The sequence below is a fragment of the Patiriisocius sp. Uisw_047 genome (genome assembly GCF_047730165.1).
Classification (GTDB): Bacteria; Bacteroidota; Bacteroidia; order Flavobacteriales; family Flavobacteriaceae; genus Patiriisocius.
In genome coordinates this window covers 1053866-1074319 of sequence record NZ_CP159834.1, presented here as the reverse complement: position 1 = coordinate 1074319, position 20454 = coordinate 1053866, and the positions used below count along the sequence as shown (strand labels likewise).

Annotated in this window: 17 protein-coding genes; 12 read left to right on the top strand and 5 right to left on the bottom strand. The window is 38.3% G+C overall.

Going from position 1 to position 20454, the window contains the following annotated elements:
• The first annotated feature begins 59 nt into the window (after window positions 1-59).
• Together ABXT71_RS04780 and ABXT71_RS04775 are read left to right on the top strand one after the other, a co-directional pair.
• Window positions 60-1547 carry a DUF1800 domain-containing protein gene (locus tag ABXT71_RS04780; RefSeq protein ID WP_415372710.1) on the top strand — a complete coding sequence of 496 codons (1488 nt, stop codon included), beginning with the start codon at window positions 60-62 and terminating at the stop codon, window positions 1545-1547.
• Window positions 1548-1553: 6 nt separating this feature from the next.
• Window positions 1554-3173 (top strand): DUF1501 domain-containing protein, encoded by a 1620-nt coding sequence (locus ABXT71_RS04775; RefSeq protein WP_415372709.1) that lies wholly within the window; start codon window positions 1554-1556, stop codon window positions 3171-3173.
• 38 nt (window positions 3174-3211) lie between these two features.
• Here ABXT71_RS04775 and ABXT71_RS04770 read toward each other — a convergent pair whose 3' ends face one another.
• The 5 genes from ABXT71_RS04770 to ABXT71_RS04750 all read right to left on the bottom strand — a co-directional run bounded on the left by ABXT71_RS04770 (window position 3212) and on the right by ABXT71_RS04750 (window position 8567).
• Window positions 3212-3640 carry a PH domain-containing protein gene (locus ABXT71_RS04770; protein ID WP_415372708.1) on the bottom strand — a complete coding sequence of 143 codons (429 nt, stop codon included), beginning with the start codon at window positions 3638-3640 and terminating at the stop codon, window positions 3212-3214.
• 261 nt (window positions 3641-3901) lie between these two features.
• Complete coding sequence (locus ABXT71_RS04765; protein ID WP_415372707.1) at window positions 3902-4987, bottom strand: hypothetical protein; 1086 nt, start codon at window positions 4985-4987, stop codon at window positions 3902-3904.
• Window positions 4988-5301: 314 nt separating this feature from the next.
• The gene (locus ABXT71_RS04760) at window positions 5302-6027 is read right to left on the bottom strand and encodes a metallophosphoesterase family protein (protein ID WP_415372706.1); all 726 of its coding nucleotides are present in this window, start codon (window positions 6025-6027) and stop codon (window positions 5302-5304) included.
• A 586-nt stretch (window positions 6028-6613) separates the two neighbouring features.
• Complete coding sequence (locus tag ABXT71_RS04755) at window positions 6614-7750, bottom strand: ATP-binding protein (RefSeq protein WP_415372705.1); 1137 nt, start codon at window positions 7748-7750, stop codon at window positions 6614-6616.
• A gap of 67 nt (window positions 7751-7817) precedes the next feature.
• The gene (locus ABXT71_RS04750) at window positions 7818-8567 is read right to left on the bottom strand and encodes an SDR family NAD(P)-dependent oxidoreductase (protein ID WP_415372704.1); all 750 of its coding nucleotides are present in this window, start codon (window positions 8565-8567) and stop codon (window positions 7818-7820) included.
• A 513-nt stretch (window positions 8568-9080) separates the two neighbouring features.
• Here ABXT71_RS04750 and ABXT71_RS04745 point away from each other — a divergent pair.
• From ABXT71_RS04745 to ABXT71_RS04700, 10 genes are all read left to right on the top strand, one after another.
• Window positions 9081-10085: an AAA family ATPase gene (locus ABXT71_RS04745; protein ID WP_415372703.1), complete on the top strand. Its 1005-nt coding sequence runs from the start codon at window positions 9081-9083 to the stop codon at window positions 10083-10085.
• Window positions 10086-10167: 82 nt separating this feature from the next.
• A complete protein-coding gene (locus ABXT71_RS04740) occupies window positions 10168-11037 on the top strand; it encodes a DUF58 domain-containing protein (RefSeq protein WP_415372702.1) in 870 nt (289 codons plus the stop codon).
• Window positions 11037-12689, top strand: a complete 1653-nt coding sequence (locus ABXT71_RS04735; RefSeq protein WP_415372701.1) for a BatD family protein — start codon at window positions 11037-11039, stop codon at window positions 12687-12689. The genes ABXT71_RS04740 and ABXT71_RS04735 overlap by 1 nt, the downstream gene beginning before the upstream one ends.
• Window positions 12689-13693 (top strand): vWA domain-containing protein, encoded by a 1005-nt coding sequence (locus ABXT71_RS04730; protein WP_415372700.1) that lies wholly within the window; start codon window positions 12689-12691, stop codon window positions 13691-13693. The genes ABXT71_RS04735 and ABXT71_RS04730 overlap by 1 nt, the downstream gene beginning before the upstream one ends.
• A 160-nt stretch (window positions 13694-13853) precedes the next feature.
• Entirely contained in the window at window positions 13854-14891 is a 1038-nt protein-coding gene (locus tag ABXT71_RS04725) for a VWA domain-containing protein (RefSeq protein WP_415372699.1), read from the top strand.
• A 1-nt stretch (window position 14892) separates the two neighbouring features.
• The gene (locus ABXT71_RS04720) at window positions 14893-15738 is read left to right on the top strand and encodes a tetratricopeptide repeat protein (RefSeq protein WP_415372698.1); all 846 of its coding nucleotides are present in this window, start codon (window positions 14893-14895) and stop codon (window positions 15736-15738) included.
• A gap of 82 nt (window positions 15739-15820) precedes the next feature.
• Entirely contained in the window at window positions 15821-17587 is a 1767-nt protein-coding gene (locus ABXT71_RS04715; protein ID WP_415372697.1) for a BatD family protein, read from the top strand.
• A complete protein-coding gene (locus tag ABXT71_RS04710) occupies window positions 17587-18366 on the top strand; it encodes a tetratricopeptide repeat protein (RefSeq protein WP_415372696.1) in 780 nt (259 codons plus the stop codon). Before ABXT71_RS04715 ends, ABXT71_RS04710 begins: the two co-directional genes overlap by 1 nt.
• Before the next feature lie 57 nt (window positions 18367-18423).
• Complete coding sequence (locus tag ABXT71_RS04705; RefSeq protein ID WP_415372695.1) at window positions 18424-18729, top strand: hypothetical protein; 306 nt, start codon at window positions 18424-18426, stop codon at window positions 18727-18729.
• An 81-nt stretch (window positions 18730-18810) separates the two neighbouring features.
• On the top strand, window positions 18811-20388 hold the full coding sequence (locus ABXT71_RS04700) for a SulP family inorganic anion transporter (protein ID WP_415372694.1): 1578 nt from the start codon (window positions 18811-18813) through the stop codon (window positions 20386-20388).
• Window positions 20389-20454: the final 66 nt, after the last annotated feature.

Genomic DNA, 20454 nt, shown 5'->3' with positions numbered 1-20454 from the left:
TCCCATAACGTTTAAATTACACTGAAATTGGGCTAAAAGCCTATATTTCAGTACATTTAATGCAAAATAAAATTGATATGGATTTGCTTACCACACCTTCCTGCAACACTGCAACACTAGACGTCTATGTCCCTTCAGCAGGAAACCCTTGGAATATAGACAAGGTGAAACATATTTATAAACGGTTAAATTTTAGTGCGACACAAGCCGACCTCGATGATGCACTAAGCAGCAGTCCAGAGGTATTTATTGATGGCTTAATTGATGCTTCACTTGTGCAAGAAAACTTACCCGCACCCCTATGGGCAAATTGGTCTTTTGACGATTATAGCGATTTTGAAACTCAAAATAATGAATTTGTCTTTGACTGGCGCCTTGTGATTGGCAATGGTTTATACACGGAAGGTTTAAAGGGTCGGCTTGCATTTTTCTGGTCAAATCATTTTGTGACAGAGCTTGATAGTTACTTTTATGCTCCCTATCTTTTTAAGTATTATGATGACTTGCAAACACATAGCTTCGGAAATTTTAAAGATTTTACACATGCGATGGGTATTAACAGCACCATGCTGCTTTATCTTAATGGATTTGAAAATACTGAGAATAGCCCAAACGAAAATTATGCCCGGGAACTATACGAATTATTTACACTGGGAGAAGGAAATGGCTACACACAAAGTGATATCACTGAAACCGCAAGGGCCTTAACAGGTTATAACCATTGGGAAACTGTTGGAGCTCAAATAACATTTGACGATAGCACACACGATACTGGGATAAAAACCATTTTTGACCAAGAAGGTGCTTGGGGGTATGACGACGTCATAAATATCCTTTTTGAACAAAGAGGAGAACAGATTGCTACGACGATTATCACAAAATTGTATCAATTTTTTGTGAGCCCTGCGGTAGATGCCGTAATTATAGAAAACATTATTGCTCCACTATCACAAGTACTTATTGATAATAACTTTGAGATGGCGCCTGTCTTGAGACAATTATTCAAGAGCGAGCACTTTTTTGATGAAAGAGCTAGAGGCGTTATTATAAAAAGCCCTTTAGATGTGATCGTCGGCTTTACTCGAGAAACAGGGTTTTTCTATAATGACCAGATAGTAGAAGCCTTTTTATATTATGCTGGCTTAATGGGTCAAGAGATTTTAGACCCGCCAGATGTATCTGGATGGCAGCGAGATGAAACCTGGATTAACGCTTCTACCCTCACAGGAAGATGGCAACTACTCGATTTGTATCTCAATTACTTAATGGGAGAGGGATATATCTTCTCTTTCGTAGATCTAGCTCGAGAGCTCACAAACGATAGCATTGACCCCGCATTTATAGCGAGAACTATGGTAGATTACTTTGTGCCTAGAAATCTGCATACTGAAATGGATTATGAAACCGCCACAGTAATTTTTAAAGCAGATGTGCCGCAAAACTATTATGATGATATGACCTGGAGCTTAAGTTGGTCTTCTGCACCAAACCAAGTAAACTTATTATTAAGACATATTTTTAGAATCCCTGAATTTCAACTAAAATAAAAAGCTATGTGTACGCACGATAAGAACACCCATAAACTAGGGACAACTGCTAATAAGGAAGCGCATGCAAAAGAGCACGCTACCTGGAACCGTAGATCTTTTATTCAAGCATTAGGTCTTGCCGGTGCAGGAAGTATAATGGTTGGTCACGCTGCGGTAACTGCTTCTCAACCCTCACCCCTTTCTGTGGCCCTTGCAAATTCAGAAAACGATAACATACTAGTTATCGTACGATTAAAAGGGGGTAACGATGGCTTAAACACGATTGTACCTATCTATGACTATGATAATTATGCAAATTTACGACCAACGATAAAACATGAAGAATCAAGCCTTATTAATCTCAATGCAGATTTTGGCGTACCTAACTATATGTCAGAAATTGAAGCCTTGTGGGGAGACGGAAAAATGAAAGTAGTGCACGGAGTGGGTTATGATAATCAAAACTTATCTCATTTTACCTCTTCAGATATTTGGGCTTCTACCCAACCCAATGGTTTTGAACCTACAGGATGGTGGGGTCGTTATTTTGAAGACTTATATCCAGATTACTTAATTAGCCCACCAGATGTACCACCCGCTGTTCAAATAGGAAGTATTGGTAATCTTATTTTTGAAGGGGTAGATAATAACTATGCCTTTTCTGTTGCCAACCCTGAACAACTGGCAAATGTTGCCGAAAACGGAACCATACACGATGTTTTAGACATTCCAGATTGTGTATATGGAGATAAGCTTTTATTTATGCGATCTACAGCAAACACGACCTTTTTATATTCTCAAGTAATACACGATGCGTACTTAGCTGCAAACAATAGTGTGGAATATGGAACAGGTGATCTCGCAGAACAGCTATCTATTGTAGCCAGAATGATTAAAGGCGGCCTTGGCACAAAAGTATATATGGTCACTCTTGACGGCTTTGATAATCACGCAAATCAAGCGCTGAATCACCAAGTTTTATTAGAGGATATTTCCAATAGCATGAAAAACTTCTACGACGATTTGGCTGCAAACGGGATGGACAATGAAGTCTTGTCCATGACCATATCAGAATTTGGGAGAAGACCTTATGAGAACGGCTCAAACGGGACGGATCACGGTGCCGCCTCGCCTGTCTTACTTTTTGGGAGTGGACTGCAAGGCAATGGTTTTGTAGGGGAACATCCAGACATTAATATATGGGACAGTAATGATAACTTAATTCCTTCTACAGATTTTAGAGATGTGTATGCAACCGTACTCACAGATTGGTTTTGTTTAGACCCATCTATTGTAGACGGGATTTTATTGAACCAACAATACGAAAATCTTAATCTAGGCTTTTCTTGTAACCCTCTTGGCGCTTCAGATTTTGATGCGATTACTCGACTACAACACGTGCCTATTTATAAGGGGTCTCAAACGTCTATTGAAATAACGATGCCTGTAACGGCAAACGTAGATATAAGATTATATGATCTTATGGGTAAAGAAATAGGGGTACTTGCAAACGAGATTTTATTCCCTGGCAAACACAGCATTGACGTCAAATCTAAAATTAAAACGCGCCTTAGTTATGGACAATATATTTACAGAATAGGGATGGGCGGTCAGTTTTATAGCAAGTCAATCATCATTAGATAGTGTGCGTTTTTTGCAGGCAATTTTTTACTTCGGAAATTTTAAGAGGTCACAAGATGGATGCTCGGATTGGCCTTTTTTAAGTCTTCCATAAACTGTAGTTTATCTTTTGGCGAAATGACAATACTATCATACTTTCCGAAATAGACTTCTATTCTATCCAAACTTGGTGCAGGTGACGAGATTAAATTGCGTGTCACTGCTACTTTAGTAATGGCAGTCATTTCAATTATTTTATTATAAAATGGGAGACATCTTATATGCAGGGATGTTGCCGAAATGGTATATCTCGTGGATACTGATATTATAGAAAACAATCCGAGAATACCCCCAAAAACAAGCACAAGCGAGAACGCTCCCCAAGGCCCTTCTTCGTAATCAAAGTTCATCCAGAAAATGACCGTAAATAGTGCGGTCATAAATAAGAAGACCGCCCACCCAAATTTTGATTTGTATACTTTAGTTTCCATTATTCAATTTCGCCCTTTTTCATTTGGGTATAGGTTTTTAACAAGCTCACTCTGCCAGTACTCCTTAGTGTCTACCAAGAAACGCAATATCCCATTATTTTTACAGCAGAAAAAACTAATACTACTTTTTAAAGGGCTACTGGTTTTAACTTTTTTATACGCGACCGCCTAAGGCGGCACTATTTAAATTACTCACCCATTCTTATTTCCTTAAAAGGTGTTCGTGAGACCGCTTCGCTAAATTGATAAATAACTAAATTATTAAAAAGCTCGAACAGCACGCACGGTGCTTGGGGTGAGCTTATTGGTGGCGTACTGATCACCACTGTTGAAATTCTGCCCCCACGCGTTAAGGTTAGCGAACTCCGTAGAACTCCAGTATTCGTATACAGAAGAAAAGGCATTAAAGCCCAAGACTGCCTCTAAAGTCGCTCTATGTAAATACATTTCTAGTAACTCATTTATACTTGGTAAAAACCATTCAACACCTAATGTACGAGCCGCTAAAGCTGCAGGTGCTGTAGGGCAATCATTTAATATACCGTTAGTATTACTCTCACCGTATCCTATTTCTGCACCAGCACCCAAAGGATTACCACCATTATAAGGGACATTTGGAACGTTTACTAAATCTGTACCATTACATCCCCATACTACTGCTTCTTCATAATCTGACATAGCACATACCAAGCCATGAGTATTATCTTGTGGATCTACCCAAAAAACAACACCGCCAGCTCTTATATCTCCTACTGTTGCCGGCCCCGACTCTGGCTCTGACTCTAAAGCTGTTACTCTAGCATCTAAAGCTACTATAAGGGCGTCGACATAGACCTTCGTGGTTGCATCTTGCGCTTCTGTTGGGTCTGTTACATCTTTTAACTGACCACTGGCACTATTAGATAAAGCAACAACATCTGCAAGTGATTGTGTCTCTGTCACACTCCCTGCTGTTTTTGAATGCAATGCATACGGTACACTTAATAACTGGCTGGCACCCGTCAAGGTGTAAGTATCACCTCCTTCTGGGTCCATTTCTGTTTGTATAAAATAACTATCTCCACCCCAGTCTATCGTAGCAAAATCACCGCTAAGCACACTTCCTGTACCTATCGCTAAAGTCACTAAACCATTATCATTGGTCGTGACTGTTTGCGTTTCTACATACACCGCTGTACCCGTTGCTGTGTTTTGTAAAATGCTTAATCGCATACCTACTGCTTGGTTATTAATTAAATTATCATTGCTGTCGCTTAAAACGGCCTGATAACTCATCTTTTCTGGAGATTGAGCAAAACTACTTGCAGTAATTAATACCGCTACTAAAAATGTAAATACTTTTTTCATAGATAATCTTATTTTTTAATGGATTCTGTTAATTCTTGTGCTGTTTTTAAGTATTCTAAATGTATGCTTTATGCATAGTGTAAAACGTTGAAAGGTCTACATATTAAACAATCGCTATACGCTTTGTGGTTCCTCGTTTTTATTGGACACTATAATATGCGAAGCTAACACTTAATTCGTTAAGCATGATATTTAATGTTAAATGAAGATAAAAATGAGACCTAAAGGGTGTTTTCTCAACAACTAAATAATGCATTCATAAATAAGAAGACCACACAACCAAATTTTGATTTGTATACTTTAGTTTCCAGTATTCAATTTCGCCCCTTTTCATTTGGGTATAGGTTTTTAACAAGCTCACTCTGCCAGTACTCCTTAGTATCTACATCGATAATAGTCAATGGCCCCATAAAAGCTGCACCAGTGTCTATATTCCAAACATTGGCAAAATTTGTTGGTTCCGTTCGGCCTATTTTTGTGGTAGGTGTATGGCCTATATAAATTTCATTAAAATTCTTTAGACGTCTGGGATATTTTTGATCATCCAATCTAAGTTTAGTATCAAGACTGCACACCATTTCCCAAAGTGTTCTATCCCAATAAACGGTATTTGCATAATACTCATGCGCTGGTCCATAAGGATTTGTAAAACCTGCATGACAATATAAGCGGTTCTTTGTGTCGATGTAATAGTTTTCTAAATTCCGAAAAAACATTATGTGATGCTGTTTTTCATGTTCATCCAGCGCGTCATAACTTTTCTTTCCAGAAACGCCACCGTGTTCTAACCACATCGGCTTCGGAATTCCAGATTCTAGATAGTCCGTGAGCAACTCATCATGATTTCCTCTTAAAAAGATGCATTTGTGATGTTCAGAAAATTTCAGAAGAAAAGCGATTACAGGCGCAGACTCGCTCCAGCCATCTACATAATCCCCAAGAAAAATAAAGCGGTCTTTCTTTGAAAAAGGAGTGCTCTCTAACACTTGTTCTAATGCCTTGAGACCTCCATGGATATCGCCTACTACAAATGTTTTCATAAGTTTATCAGAAAAATTATTATCCCCAAAATTACGAGACACATCAAGACAAACAAGAAAATCTTCCAAAAAGAATAAGGGCGATCCCCAGAAATTGCAACCGACTGCCTATTGACAAAAAAGTTATAACGCTTGCCCTTAAATGCATAAGCACTAATGTAAATAGGCAATAAAATATACTTGCATTTTTCTTCGCTTAGGGTCATATCCATCTGGTCTATGCGCTGTTCATCAACGCCAATGTCTGCATGAACCCAACGTTTAGCAATGTGCTGTGCCTCCTCTTTTGTTTTTCCTTACCCTACCGATTTAGTCACAGAACAATACTCCCTTCGTTGCCCAGAATAATTAGAGGTAAGTTGTGCGTCAAAAGTCCAAAAGGGTGCGTAAAGTCCCTTGGGACTTTGCGGGTCTAGCGCTGCTTTTTGTAAATTATTAGCTGCCCACCAAAAGCCACTAAATAATGTTTATAAATTCTTGGCTTAGTTTTTCTTTAATTGTATCAAATATGCCTTTGGGGTTTTGGTTTTAGTTATTTGGACTCTAAAGATAAGTAAAACTTTGAGTAGTTTTGTTACAGCCTATCTTAACTATACTTTACTTTTCTTAAAATTCGTACCGATTCTTTATACGTATCATAGGGCTTTCCTCCTAGCTTCTTTAAAAAGGGCTTGGCTTCGAGGAGGCGCATTTTCGCGTCAGCAAAATCATTGAGATAGCAAATAAGGTAGGTCTCTGCCAACTGCTGCAGGTCTCCTTCTTCTTGATTACTCAATGGGATTTCGTTTTTTAACTTGGTCATCAAAGCATTGTTCGCATTGTAAATATGATGCAATGTCTTTTTATTAAAGTAAGGTGGCTCAAACAGTAATTTTGACTCTTGATAATAAGAACCATTCTCTTTAAAGTGAATGGTGACTTCTTCTAAAGGATAAAACCGAAACTGATTATTAAGACCCAAATGCACGTACTCGGTGATTTTAAAGTAATCCTCTGTGTATTCAATACTCACCTCATCTAGGGTAGAATAAAATAGTTTAACCTGTTCGTTAATGAGCTCGATATCTACTCGATTATAATAGACCTTCTCTTTCACTTCTTTTGTGACTCCCGCCCAGCATAACACAAAAATCTCTTTAAACACTTTATAATTTGACTGCAAATTTTTGTGACGATGGTTCAAAAAACCAATGACACCATCCAGGGTATGTTCAATGTTATTTTTTGCCTTGTTCTCAATGGCTTGTACAATGGCTGAGTTCACATCTTTTATCTCAATATCAAAATTTTTAGGCATCGAGATACTTCCGTCTCTTAGAAAAATACTCCCACCCCAATATTTCCCGATATTTTTACGCAATGATGTAATCTCACCCGTGGGTCTAATGGTCACCAAGCCCACCACTTTGTCCTCGGGCAAATGAGGGAACATTACATTCTCATAGGCTATGAGCGGTGCATTTGTTAAATAGGCATTCACCAAATTCTGCAACTTACTATCATCAAAAAAATCTACCCCTCGTATTTCATTTCCTTCGTCTTCTACCCCAATCACTATAAAACTACTGTTCTTCGGGTTGCTATTACTCAAGGCACAAATGTGCTTTAAAAACTTAGCTTTTCCTTCCTTACTGCTCAGATCTATCTTTCGCTTCTTATCATAAAAACTGCTCTCATCATTGTGAGCTAAGAGGTTTTTTATTAAAAGACGTTTGTTGATCATTTTTTATATAGCGTACCTTCTTAATTATTTCTATGCTGATAAACTCTTGTAACTCGCCATACTCAATTTAAGATTTATTGACAATCGTACTACTCGCTTGATCCAAACACATCACAGTTAAGTCTGCAATATTAACGTGTGGGGGTCTTGTCACTGCAAAGTGGATGATGTCTGCAATGTCTTCTGGTTTTAAAGGCGTAAAATTTTGATATACCTTTTCTGCTTTATCGCTGTCGCCTTTAAATCGGACTTCGCTAAATTCTGTCTCGACCAATCCTGGATTAACCGCTCCTACTTTAATCCCATTACCGTTTAAGTCCATTCGCATTCCCTGATTAATGGCGTCTACCGCATGTTTACTAGCGCAATACACATTACCATTTGGGTATACCTCTTTTCCTGCCGTAGACCCTATGTTTATTATATGCCCTGATGCTCTTTCTATCATCCCAGGCAATATGGCTTGCGTTACATACAGCAATCCTTTTACATTAATATCTAGCATCGCGTCCCAATCTTCCGCGTTTCCGTTTTGAATGGAGTCTAATCCGTGTGCATTTCCTGCGTTATTAATTAGAATATCTATACTTCGGAAATTTTCTGGCAACGACCCCACAGCTGCTATGACATTATCTCGGTCACGCACATCAAAAGTCAAAGTATGCACCGAGACTTGATTACTGAGTTCTATTTTTAAAGAGTCTAAACGTCCTTGCCTTCTACCGCAGAGAATTAGGTTAATGTTGTTATCGGCAAACAGCCGCGCGGTGGCTCTTCCTATTCCGCTAGTGGCTCCTGTGATGAAAGCTAATCTCATATTTTATATGTTTTTGTCTCCCCTAAAATAACAATTCTAAATCATACGCCATTCATAAAGTTACATAAGTTAAAGAACTGCAAGAGGCCTTGTTAACAGAAACATCAAAACCCTATTCACAGCCTATATTGCTTTTTTTTAATTAAATATTGAAAAAAAAGTAATCAAAAGATCCTTGAAACTACTGCTTTATAATGGGTTTGTACTTATTGCTATTGGAATCATCGCGTACTTTTGCTTGAATTATTCAACCTTTAATTTAATATTAAATAAAACGATCCTTCCTTCAGAAATTCTAAAAATTTAAAATTTTTTTATGCTTTAAAGTTTCGTGAAAATCACATTTGAATGTTTAACTCAAATCGTTAGATTTGCTATTCATAAAAATTTAAACTTTATGAAACACGCTGCAGATAGTATCGTCTTTAGCGTGTAATTTTTAACCAAAAGTTAACAGCAAATACTGCACATTGTAACGTAATTGCACATAATTTTAGATAAAATAAAACGACTATGGAACACCAAAATACACCACTAGACATTGGTGCATTAAACGAAAAAATAGAGAAAGAAAGTGCCTTTATTGACATCCTTAGCCTTGAGATAAACAAGGTGATTGTAGGTCAGAAGCACATGGTAGAACGCCTACTCATTGGGCTTTTAGGACAAGGACACATCCTTCTTGAAGGGGTCCCTGGGCTCGCAAAAACCTTGGCAATTAACACACTGTCAAAAGCAGTGCACGGTAGTTTTAGTCGCGTGCAGTTTACACCAGATTTATTACCTGCAGACGTAGTAGGAACCCTTATCTATAATATGAAGCTGAACGATTTCAGCATTAAAAAGGGACCTATTTTTGCAAACTTTGTACTGGCAGATGAGATTAATCGTGCGCCAGCAAAAGTGCAGTCTGCGCTTCTAGAAGCGATGCAAGAAAAGCAGGTAACCATTGGTGACACTACTTTTAAGCTAGACAAGCCATTTTTAGTAATGGCAACACAAAACCCTATAGAGCAAGAAGGAACCTATCCTTTACCAGAAGCTCAGATGGACCGTTTTATGTTAAAGACGGTAATAAGCTATCCCAAAATTGCCGATGAGCAACTCATCATGCGCCAAAACTTAAAAGGCGATTATGAGACTGTAAACCCAGTAGTTACTGTAGACCAAATTTTGCGTGCACAATCTGCCGTTCGTGAAGTCTACATGGACGAAAAAATAGAACGTTACATTCTTGATATCGTTTTTGCAACCCGTAATCCAGAGTTATATAAGCTAGAAGAAATTAAACCACTCATAAGCTACGGAGCTTCCCCTCGTGGAAGTATCAACCTAGCAATGGCGGCAAAATGTTATGCGTTTATTAAGCGCAGAGGCTATGTAATCCCAGAAGATGTACGTGCCGTTGTGCACGATGTGCTACGTCACCGTATTGGGATCACGTATGAAGCGGAGGCAGAAAATGTAACGAGTGAAGATCTTATCAATAAGATTGTAAACGTTATTGAAGTCCCTTAAATCAATAAACAATACTACAATTATCAATGAACAATTGACTCATCATTGGTTTTTGTTTACTGCTAATTGTTAATTGAAAAAAATGAGCACCACAAAAGAACTCTTAAAAAAAGTACGGAAAATCGAAATCAAAACGCGTCGTTTAAGCGATCATGTTTTTGGTGGCGAGTACCACAGTACCTTCAAGGGACGTGGGATGACTTTTAGTGAGGTGCGCCAATATCAGTTTGGTGATGATGTGCGTAATATAGACTGGAACGTTACCGCTCGCTATAGTGAGCCCTATATAAAAGTATTTGAGGAAGAACGAGAACTCACGATGATGCTGATGGCAGATATAAGTGGGTCTGAGTTTTTTGGAACTGACGCGCAATTTAAAAACGAAATCATTACAGAAATAGCTGCTACACTGGCTTTTTCAGCCACACAGAATAATGATAAAATAGGGTTGATTCTTTTTAGCGATGAGATCGAGTTATACATCCCTCCTAAAAAAGGAAAATACCACGTACTTCGTATTATTAGGGAATTAATAGAATTCAAACCTAATAGCAAAAAGACAGACATCGCGATGGCATTAAAGTTTATGCGCAACGTGATGAAAAAGAAAGCTATTGTATTTGTGCTGAGTGATTTTATCGCAGACGATTATAAAGACACCCTTAAGATTGTGGCAAACAAACATGATGTTACGGGAATACGAATCTACGACGCTAAAGAAGAGCACATCCCAAACCTTGGGATGGTGCAGATGGAAGATGAAGAAACAGGCGAGTTACTTCTAGTAAACACAGGATCAAAATCTGTGCGCAATAATTACCACGCCTATTATAGAGGGCGTGTAGATTACTTTCAAGATGCCTTCTTAAAAAGTGGCGCGGGTGCATTAGATTGCCGGGTAGATGAAAGCTATGTAAAAAAATTGTTAGGTTATTTTAAACGAAGAGGGTAATGGAAGTTAGAGGGGCGATTTTAAATACACGGTTTAAAAGAATGGCGTTTTTTCAAAACTTCGCAGTTGCTGGGCTATTCTTGTTTACATCTTTTTCATCTTTTGGGCAAGTGCAAGCAACTCTTGACACGACTTCTATAAGAATTGGGGAAGAATTAACCTACACCATGATCGTGGAGGCAGACACAACAGATCTTGTAGTGTTTCCAGAAGGACAGCAGTTTTTACCAATGGAGGTAATTGAGTCTTATAAACTTGATACCATTCTCAATAATTCTCGCTATCGCTTTATTAAAAAATATGGCTTAACTCAGTTTGATTCTGGTCGCTATCAGATTCCTGCACAGCGGGTGATTATCAATAACAAGCAATTTAAAACAGACACCATGACGGTGGAAGTCCGCGATGTGTTAGTGGATACTACCAAGCAAAAAATGTTTACAATCAAGGACAAAATAGATGTAGATTCGCCTCCTTTCGATTTTCTTAAATTACTCCTTTGGTTGTTGCCTATTCTAGCATTAATAGGAGCAGTCGCTTATATTTTCTTCCGAAGAAAAAAACTACGGGAAGCTCAAGAAGAAGACTTGCCACCTTATGAAGAAGCGATTGATGCCTTGCATAAACTAGACGATTCTCAATTATTAATTCAGAATAAAAGCAAAGAATATTACTCCATTCTTACCGAAATTGTAAAGAGATATCTGGATCGCGAAGTTGACGATATGGCTTTAGAAAGCACAACAGATGAACTGATAGAACGTCTTAGCGCTCACAAAAAATTGGGTCATTTTGACTTTGATGCCACGATGATCAAAGACTTAGAATTAGTTCTAAAACGCGCCGATCTTGTGAAGTTTGCAAAAATGCAACAAGCCTCTGGACAGCTTGAAGCAGATAGAAGAACCTTAGAGCTGATTATCAACGATACACATGAGGCTATCCCAGAACCTACGGAGGAAGAACTGCTAGAAGACGAGCTTTATAAGGAGGAGCAGTATAAAAAAAGAATTCGTAAAAATTGGATGATTGCTATTGGATCAATACTAATTGCTGGGCTCTTCGCCATAGCGATTGGAATAGGAGTTTATGGCTACAGTGCCGTTCGTGATTTTGTCTTCGGAAACGATATGCGGGAACTTCAAGAAGATCGTTGGGTAAAAAGTGAATACGGGATTCCTTCTGTTATTATGGAAACACCAGAAGTGCTTATCCGTGTTCCTATGGAATATGAAGAGAATGAGCAGGCGGCGATAAAGTCTACAGACGCGTTTGCCTATGGAAGTCTCACAGATGATTTATACATTATGGTAAACACCATACAATATAACAGCGAACAAAAAATAGATCCAGATGCGACTATTGAAGCTGGATTAAATAAAATAGAACTAGGTGGTGCTTCTAACTTTATTGTAAAGAAGGATGCCTTTGAAACCCCTAACGGAATTGCTGGAGTGCGAGCCATAGGTACTTTTAATATTAAAAAAGGTAGTGGTTTTAGAGAACAAGAATATCAATATGTGGTATTTGGACAACCAGGTGCTTTGCAACAAGTGGTAATTGTAAACAACAAACAAAACCTGTATGCGAAGCAAATAGTAGAGCGAATTATTAATAGTCTAGAGATAGAATTAACACAAGGAGAAAAGTAATGTTTGACACTTTCGAGTTTGTAAATCCTGAGTATTTCTGGCTGTTCTTAGTACTGCCGCTGCTCTTGCTATGGTACTTTTTTAAGCGAAAGCAACAAACAGCGACGCTTAAAATTTCGAGTATAAAAGGGTTTAAGACAGGAAAAAATTGGCTAGCTAAGTTGCGCCCTTTACTTTTCATATTGCGCTTATTGGCGATATCTGCCATCATAGTAGCCATAGCAAGACCGCGGTTTGTAGATGAATCTACGCGCGTAAAAACAACCAAGGGAATTGACATTGTGATGGCGATTGACGTTTCTGCTAGTATGCTCGCCCGAGATTTAAAACCGGACCGATTACAAGCATTAAAACTAGTAGCTGCGCGTTTTATTAATAGCCGCCCTAATGACCGCATTGGTCTTGTAGAATATGCAGGAGAGAGCTACACAAAAACACCGCTAACAAGTGACAAAACAGTGGTGTTATCTTCATTAAATAGTATTGAATACAATAGTATTATAGAAGGAGGTACCGCCATCGGGATGGGACTTGCTACAGCAGTTAATAGACTAAAAGAAAGCACGGCAAAAAGCAAGGTGATTATTTTATTGACAGATGGAGAGAATAATAGCGGCTTTATAGACCCTAAAATTGCAAGTGAGCTTGCAGTTGAGTTTGGCATTAAAGTGTACACCATAGGATTAGGAACAAACGGCATGGCGTCTTCTCCAATAGGGATAGACCAAAACGGAAGATTTAGATATGGAAATCAGCCTGTAAAGATTGATGAAGCACTCTTAAAAGAAATCGCAAAGACCACAGGCGGAAAATACTTTAGAGCAACCAACAACACCAAGCTCAACGAGATATACGAAGAGATCAACAAACTAGAAAAGACAGATATAGAAGAGTTTAAGTACACCAGTTACGAAGAGCAGTTTAGACCTTGGGCAATCTTTGGATTATGTATTTTAGGGTTTGAGTTGTTATTAAGATATACTGTTTTTAGAAGTTTTGTTTAAATGATTATGTAGTGACTTTTTTTTGTTACCCTAGGCGCTGAAGATGGCAAAAAAATCTAAATTGACTAAGTATTGAGAATAAGCCACCCTTTTTGGGTGGGAGTAAGAGCTCATTCTCCAAAAAAATATAAATAAACGCTGCGCAGTAGCAGAATAAAAAATGAATTACGAACAACCCATATACTTTTACATCCTGCTGGTAATCCCAGTGGTGCTGCTCTTGTTTTTTGCTGTGCAATTGTGGAGACGTTCTACACAGAAAAAATTTGCTAACACTTCTTTATTGGAGCGTTTGAGTCCTACTCGTTCTAGACTAAAAGGGATTTTAAAAGTGCTTGTTTTATGCTTGGCTATCGCTTGTATGACCTTCGCTTTGGTCAATCCAAAAATAGGAACGAAACTAGAAACCGTAAAGCGAGAGGGTGTAGATGTTGTTTTTGCCTTAGATGTTTCAAAAAGCATGCTTGCAGAAGATATTGCCCCTAACCGATTAGAAAAATCTAAGCAATTGATTACCCAGATTCTTAATGAGCTTGGTGGGGATCGTGTTGGTATTATTGGGTATGCTGGTAGCGCATTTCCGCAGGTACCTATTACAACAGATTTTGCTTCGACCAAGTTATTTTTAAATGCTATGGACACTGATATGGTATCTTCACAGGGAACAGCGATTAGTGAAGCTGTGCAGATGTCTACCACTTATTTTGATGATGAAGAGCAGAAGAACCGCGTGTTATTTGTGATTAGTGATGGGGAAGATCACGAAGGCAATTTTAAAAAGGCCATTGAGGCCGCTACAGAAAATGGAATCAAGGTGTATGCTATAGGTGTAGGGACAGAACAAGGAGGGCAAATACCAATAAAGCGTAATGGTGTCCTACAGTTTTACAAGCGTGATAAGGAAAATCAAATAGTGATTACGCGCCTCGGAGAACCAACGCTTCAAGCGATTGCAGATGAAGGAAATGGAAAATACATAAATGGAGAGAATACGCAATCTGTTGTGGAGGAGGTAAAAGCAATCTTGAACGGGATGGACAAAAAGGAGTTTGAAGCCAAGCAGTTTACAGATTTTAAAGATCAGTTTCAATGGTTTTTAGCAGGGGCACTATTTTTGCTGTTATTCGATGTGTTCTTATTAGACCGGAAGACCAAATGGATTAATAGATTAAATTTGTTTAACGAAAAGCGCGCATAAGATGATAGCAAAAACATCGGTAATACTTCGGAAATATCTTGGCTTGATGATCGTTATGCTCATTCCCGCTGCTGGCTTTGGTCAAGAAGAAACAGACGCCCTTGCTCTAAAAGAACAAAGAGAAGCTGCCACTTTATTAAGTGATGCGAGTTTACAAATCGAGAAGAAAAATTTTGCAATAGCCGAAGCTCAATATAGAGAAGCGATAGATTTAAATCAAAAAAGTGAAGTTGGCAAGTTGAATCTTGGGAATGCTTACTATGATGAAAATATGAATGGAACTGCGATGCAACGTTTTAAACAAGCGGCACAAGTTGCAACAGATAAAGCGTCAAAACATAAAGCATTTCATAATCTCGGGAACACCTTTATGAAGGATAAGATGTACACAGAAGCGGTAGCGGCTTATAAAAACGCATTACGTAATAACCCGTCCGATGATGAGTCACGCTATAACTTAGCGCTTGCAAAAGAGCTTTTAGAGAAGAACCCACCACCGCCTACTCCAGATGAAAATGGGGATGATAAGGACCAGGATCAAGAAAACAAAGAAGATCAAGACAAGAAGGATCAAGAAAACAAAGACGAGCAGGACGAAGGCGATAAAAAAGATGACAAGAAAGAAGGAGAGGATGAAAAAGATAAAGGGAAGCCTGACGAGCCTAAGGACAAAAAAGAGGGGGAAGATGAGCAGCCACAGCAGCCGCAACCTACGCCGGGAAAACTGTCTCCTCAGCAAGTAAAAAGTTTATTGGAAGCAATGAACAATGAAGAAAAGAAAGTGCAGGATAAGATTAATGCTAAGAAAGAAAAAGGAGTAAAAGTGAAGACGGATAAGGACTGGTAGTTTTTAATGGGCAGTATCAGTGGGCAGTGGGCAGTGGAAGTCCGAAGTCGGAAGTCGGAAGTCGGAAGTAAAAATTGAAAAATTGAAAAGGAAGTACCTCGTAATATTATTATTCTTTTTGGGCAGCGTCAACTCGTTTGCTCAGGACGTCACGTTTGAGGCAAAAGTAAGCAAGCAAAAGCTGGGAATTAATGAACGCTTGCGTGTTGATTTTTCGATGAATCGAGATGGCGATAATTTTTCGCCGCCAGACTTTGATGGATTCTTAGTCGTGGGAGGTCCTAACACTTCTATTAGCAACTCTTACTTTAATGGGAAACGAAGTTATTCTAAAAAATATTCTTATTTTCTATCGCCGCAAAAATTAGGTAAAACAGTCTTAGGTACTGCCACTATTTTTATTAATGGACAGACCTATGCTTCTGAGCCTGTGGTTATAGAAGTTACGAAACAAAGTACCGCTCCTCAAGATGCAAGCAATCCAGACTACGTTGCAAATGCGGCGGTGCATCTCGTGGCAGAAGTCTCTGATAGTAATCCATTCTTAAACGAAGGAATCACCGTTGTATATAAACTATATGTTTCTAAAGATGTAAGTATTACGAGTGCTTGGCAAGAAGTGGAGTCTCCAAAATATGAAGATTTCTGGAGTCAGAATATAGATGCCCGTGGAGATTACACTATTTATAATGGTCAATATAAAGGAGAAGAATACCGCTATGTTATTCTAAGAAGCACCGTTTTATATCCACAAAAAATAGGCGAACTTAACATAGAACCCCTTACCCTAAATGTACCTATTGACGTTCCTTCTAGAAGGAGAGACTTTTTTAATCGCCCCATTCCTAATCGTGTAAACAAAACAATTTCTGCAGGAAGAAGAACGATCCAAGTACGTCCATTGCCTCTAGAAAATAGGCCGGACGATTTTACAGATGCCGTTGGTGAGTTTTCGCTGTACATGGACACTAACAAAAAGCAGCTTAACGCAAATGAGTCTTTGGAACTAGATGTAAAAATAACAGGAAACGGAAACCTAAAATTAATGGGGCTGCCAAAGGTAAATTTACCTAGCAGTCTTGAAGTATATGAGCCAGAAAGAACAAATAGTGTGCAAGTAAAAACCAATGGAATGCAAGGTACAATTTCAGAAAAGTATACAGTGGTACCCCAGTTTAAAGGACAGTATCCTGTTCGTCCTATTACTTTTTCTTATTTTGACCCAAAGACAGAAACCTATAAAACATTAATCTCTAAAGAAATTGTAATTGACGTTCCGGAAGGTCCAACTAATAATGCAGTTGCGGCAAATGGTGCAGCAAATGACACTTTGGACGCTGACAATAATCAATTTAAGAACATCAAACTCGCTACAACTTTTGAACCTATGGAGAAGGAACTTTTCTTTAAGTCTACACTATTTTGGTCTTTAGTGGGAGGTCCGTTTTTATTGATTCCTTTATTTTTAATTGCAGTGAGAGCGAGAGACAAACGCCTTGCAGATGTAGATGGAAACAGGCTGCGAAACGCCAATAAACTCGCCAGAAAATTCTTGGGTGAGGCTAAGAAAAATCTAAAAAATAAAGAAGCTTTTTATGAGTCTATGGAGCGGGCGATGCATAATTATCTCAAAGCCAAGCTCGATATAGAAACAACAGAGATGTCTAAAGAACGTATTGCTCAATTGTTAAAGGAGCGCAATGTTTCTCAAACAACCGTTGGTGAGTTTAATTTGCTACTCAAGAGCTGTGAATTTGCACGATATACTCCCTCTACTGATGTAACAATCAAGGAAGATTATGACAAGGCGGTGCGTATCATTTCAACCATAGATAAGGAAATACATTAATGGAGTTTTTAACAAGACATACCCGCACCCTATTTCTTTTTGCCTCACTATTTTTGGGTGTTATTGGTATTTCTGAAGCACAAAAAAATAACGTTCTTTTTAAGCAAGGTACGAAGCAATATACAGCGGAACAATACCAGCAATCTATTGATTCTTGGAAGCTGATAGAGAAGACAGGTAATGAAAGTGCGGCGCTTTATTATAATCTTGGGAACGCTTATTACAAGATAAATAAGGTGGCGCCCAGCATCTATTATTATGAGAAGGCACTGCAGCTTGCCCCTAATGATGCGGCCATTAAAAACAATCTTGGCTTTGCGCATAACGGGCGTGTAGATGCCATAGAAGCCTTGCCTAAAAACTTTGTAACCAAAACCTATGAACGCCTATACTCCATCGCAACTTTTGAGACTTGGGCTATGATCGCTGTGGCACTTTCTATGGCTTGTGTTCTTGCATTTCTGTTGTATTATTTCGTTGGAGGCAGTGCTCAAAAACGTCTGTTTTTAGTGACTTCAATCGCTGGGTTTATATTACTCTTTACTTCAGTTGCGCTTGCCTATTCTACCTATAACAATGTGAATAAAGATCAACCCGCTATTGTTTTTGCAGAACGTGTAGAGATAAAAACCGAAGCTAGTTTGGGGAGTGAAACCAGCTTTGAACTTCACGAAGGTACTAAGGTAGATATACTTATAGAACAAGGTGACTGGTGCGAAATTCGAATTGCAAACGGCAAAGAGGGATGGATGCCTTTGGAAACGTTAAAGGCATTATAAAAAATATTTAATAATCCTTTTTTTGTTTAATTTTGCTCAAGTTTTATTAAACAAGCTATGAAAACCTATTCTCACATATTAATGGCAATCTTATTGTCGCTTTCTATTTTAGCCCCGGCTTTGATGGAAATTATAAATGTTGATCTAGGTATCGAAACTTCTCAAAACATAGGCGATGAAGAGTCTGAAAAAGAAGCAAAGAAAGGACTTGAAGAACTTGAAGAAAAGAAACTGAATGTTTTAGTTTTCAGTTTTAGTGATAGCTCAGATTTTACTTCCCGTAGAGAAGATTCGTTTCGTTATTTGGGATCCATGCAAGATTTAGTTAGATCCATAGTATTACCTCCACCAGAACAAGCATAGAATTTCTTGTAACAAATTGTACCTTCTGTAGGTACTCATTTATCATACCCTCACCTCTCAGGTGAGTTAAAAATATACCATATGTTTAAAAATTTAAAGAGCGATATTCCAGCGAGTATCGTAGTATTTTTTGTTGCGCTTCCACTTTGTTTAGGAATAGCCCTCGCAAGCGGCGCGCCCTTATTTTCAGGATTAATTGCGGGAATTATCGGCGGTGTTATCGTAGGAGCCTTAAGCGGCTCGCAAATAGGAGTGAGCGGTCCAGCTGCCGGTCTTTCTGCTATAGTTTTAACAGCTATCACAACCTTAGGAGGTTTTGAGAACTTTTTAATGGCAGTCGTTATAGGGGGTGTTATTCAATTAATCTTTGGCTTCTTAAAGGCCGGGGTGATTGGGTATTACTTTCCATCCTCTGTGATAAAAGGAATGCTCACCGGAATAGGAATAATTATTATTCTAAAGCAAATTCCGCACTTTTTTGGGTATGACTCAGATCCAGAAGGAGACTTTTCTTTCTTTCAAGTAGATGGTGAGAATACGTTTTCTGAAATATTTATAGCATTAAACCAAGTCAATCTAAGTGCAACCATCATCGCGTTAATTGGATTGGGGATTTTATTAGTCTGGAGTAATATACTTTCTAAAAAAGGGAAGTTTTTCACGATAATACAAGGGCCATTAGTAGCGGTTGCTGCAGGGATTCTATATGTTATATTTATGAAGGGTAGTTCGCTAGGCATCAATGCTAATCATTTAGTTCAAGTACCTATTCCAGACAGCATTGAATCATTTATTGGGCAGTTTAGTTTTCCTAACTTTTCTGCTATTACAGAAACAGGTGTCTGGATTACTGGTTTTACGATTGCCTTAGTCGCTAGTCTTGAAACTTTATTATGTGTAGAGGCTACTGATAAATTAGACCCAGAAAAAAGAGTTACCCCTACAAACAGGGAGCTCATTGCGCAAGGTACAGGTAATATTTTATCAGGACTTGTAGGAGGATTGCCTATAACACAAGTAATTGTGCGTAGCTCTGCTAATGTACAATCTGGAGGAAAGACTAAAATGTCTGCGATTATTCACGGTTTCTTGTTATTGATATCGGTAATTTTAATTCCTGGATTACTTAATTTCATTCCTCTTTCTGTGTTAGCCGCGATACTTTTAATCGTGGGATATAAGCTAGCAAAGCCTGCTACTTTTAAAAGCATGTATAAAGCAGGGTGGAAACAATTTGTTCCATACATCGTGACCGTAGTCGGTATTGTATTTACAGATTTATTAATAGGAATAGCACTTGGTCTTGCGGTAGGAATTGTTGTTGTTTTATATAAGAGTTTCAATAATTCTCATTTTTTACATATCGAAGATATGAGCAACGGGGTTCAAAAGTTAAAAATGACACTAGCAGAAGAGGTGACCTTTTTTAATAAAGCCGCCATATTAAATGAGTTAGATAGTTTACCAGAAAACTCACACTTAGAACTAGATGTTAGAAAAACTAGATTTTTAGACTTAGACGTTGTTGAGATCTTACAGGATTTTGCGTTAAAAGCAAAAAATCGTAATATTCATATTACGCTAGTCTCCGAGCGCGGAGTTGTAGAAAACCCAACTAGTTATATTGAGTTTTTTAAATTAAGACCTAGGTCAGCATAGAACATAACTGTAGAAAACTAGCGTGTTTGCGATAATTGAAGCAATGTCGTGCTAGTTTTCTACGCT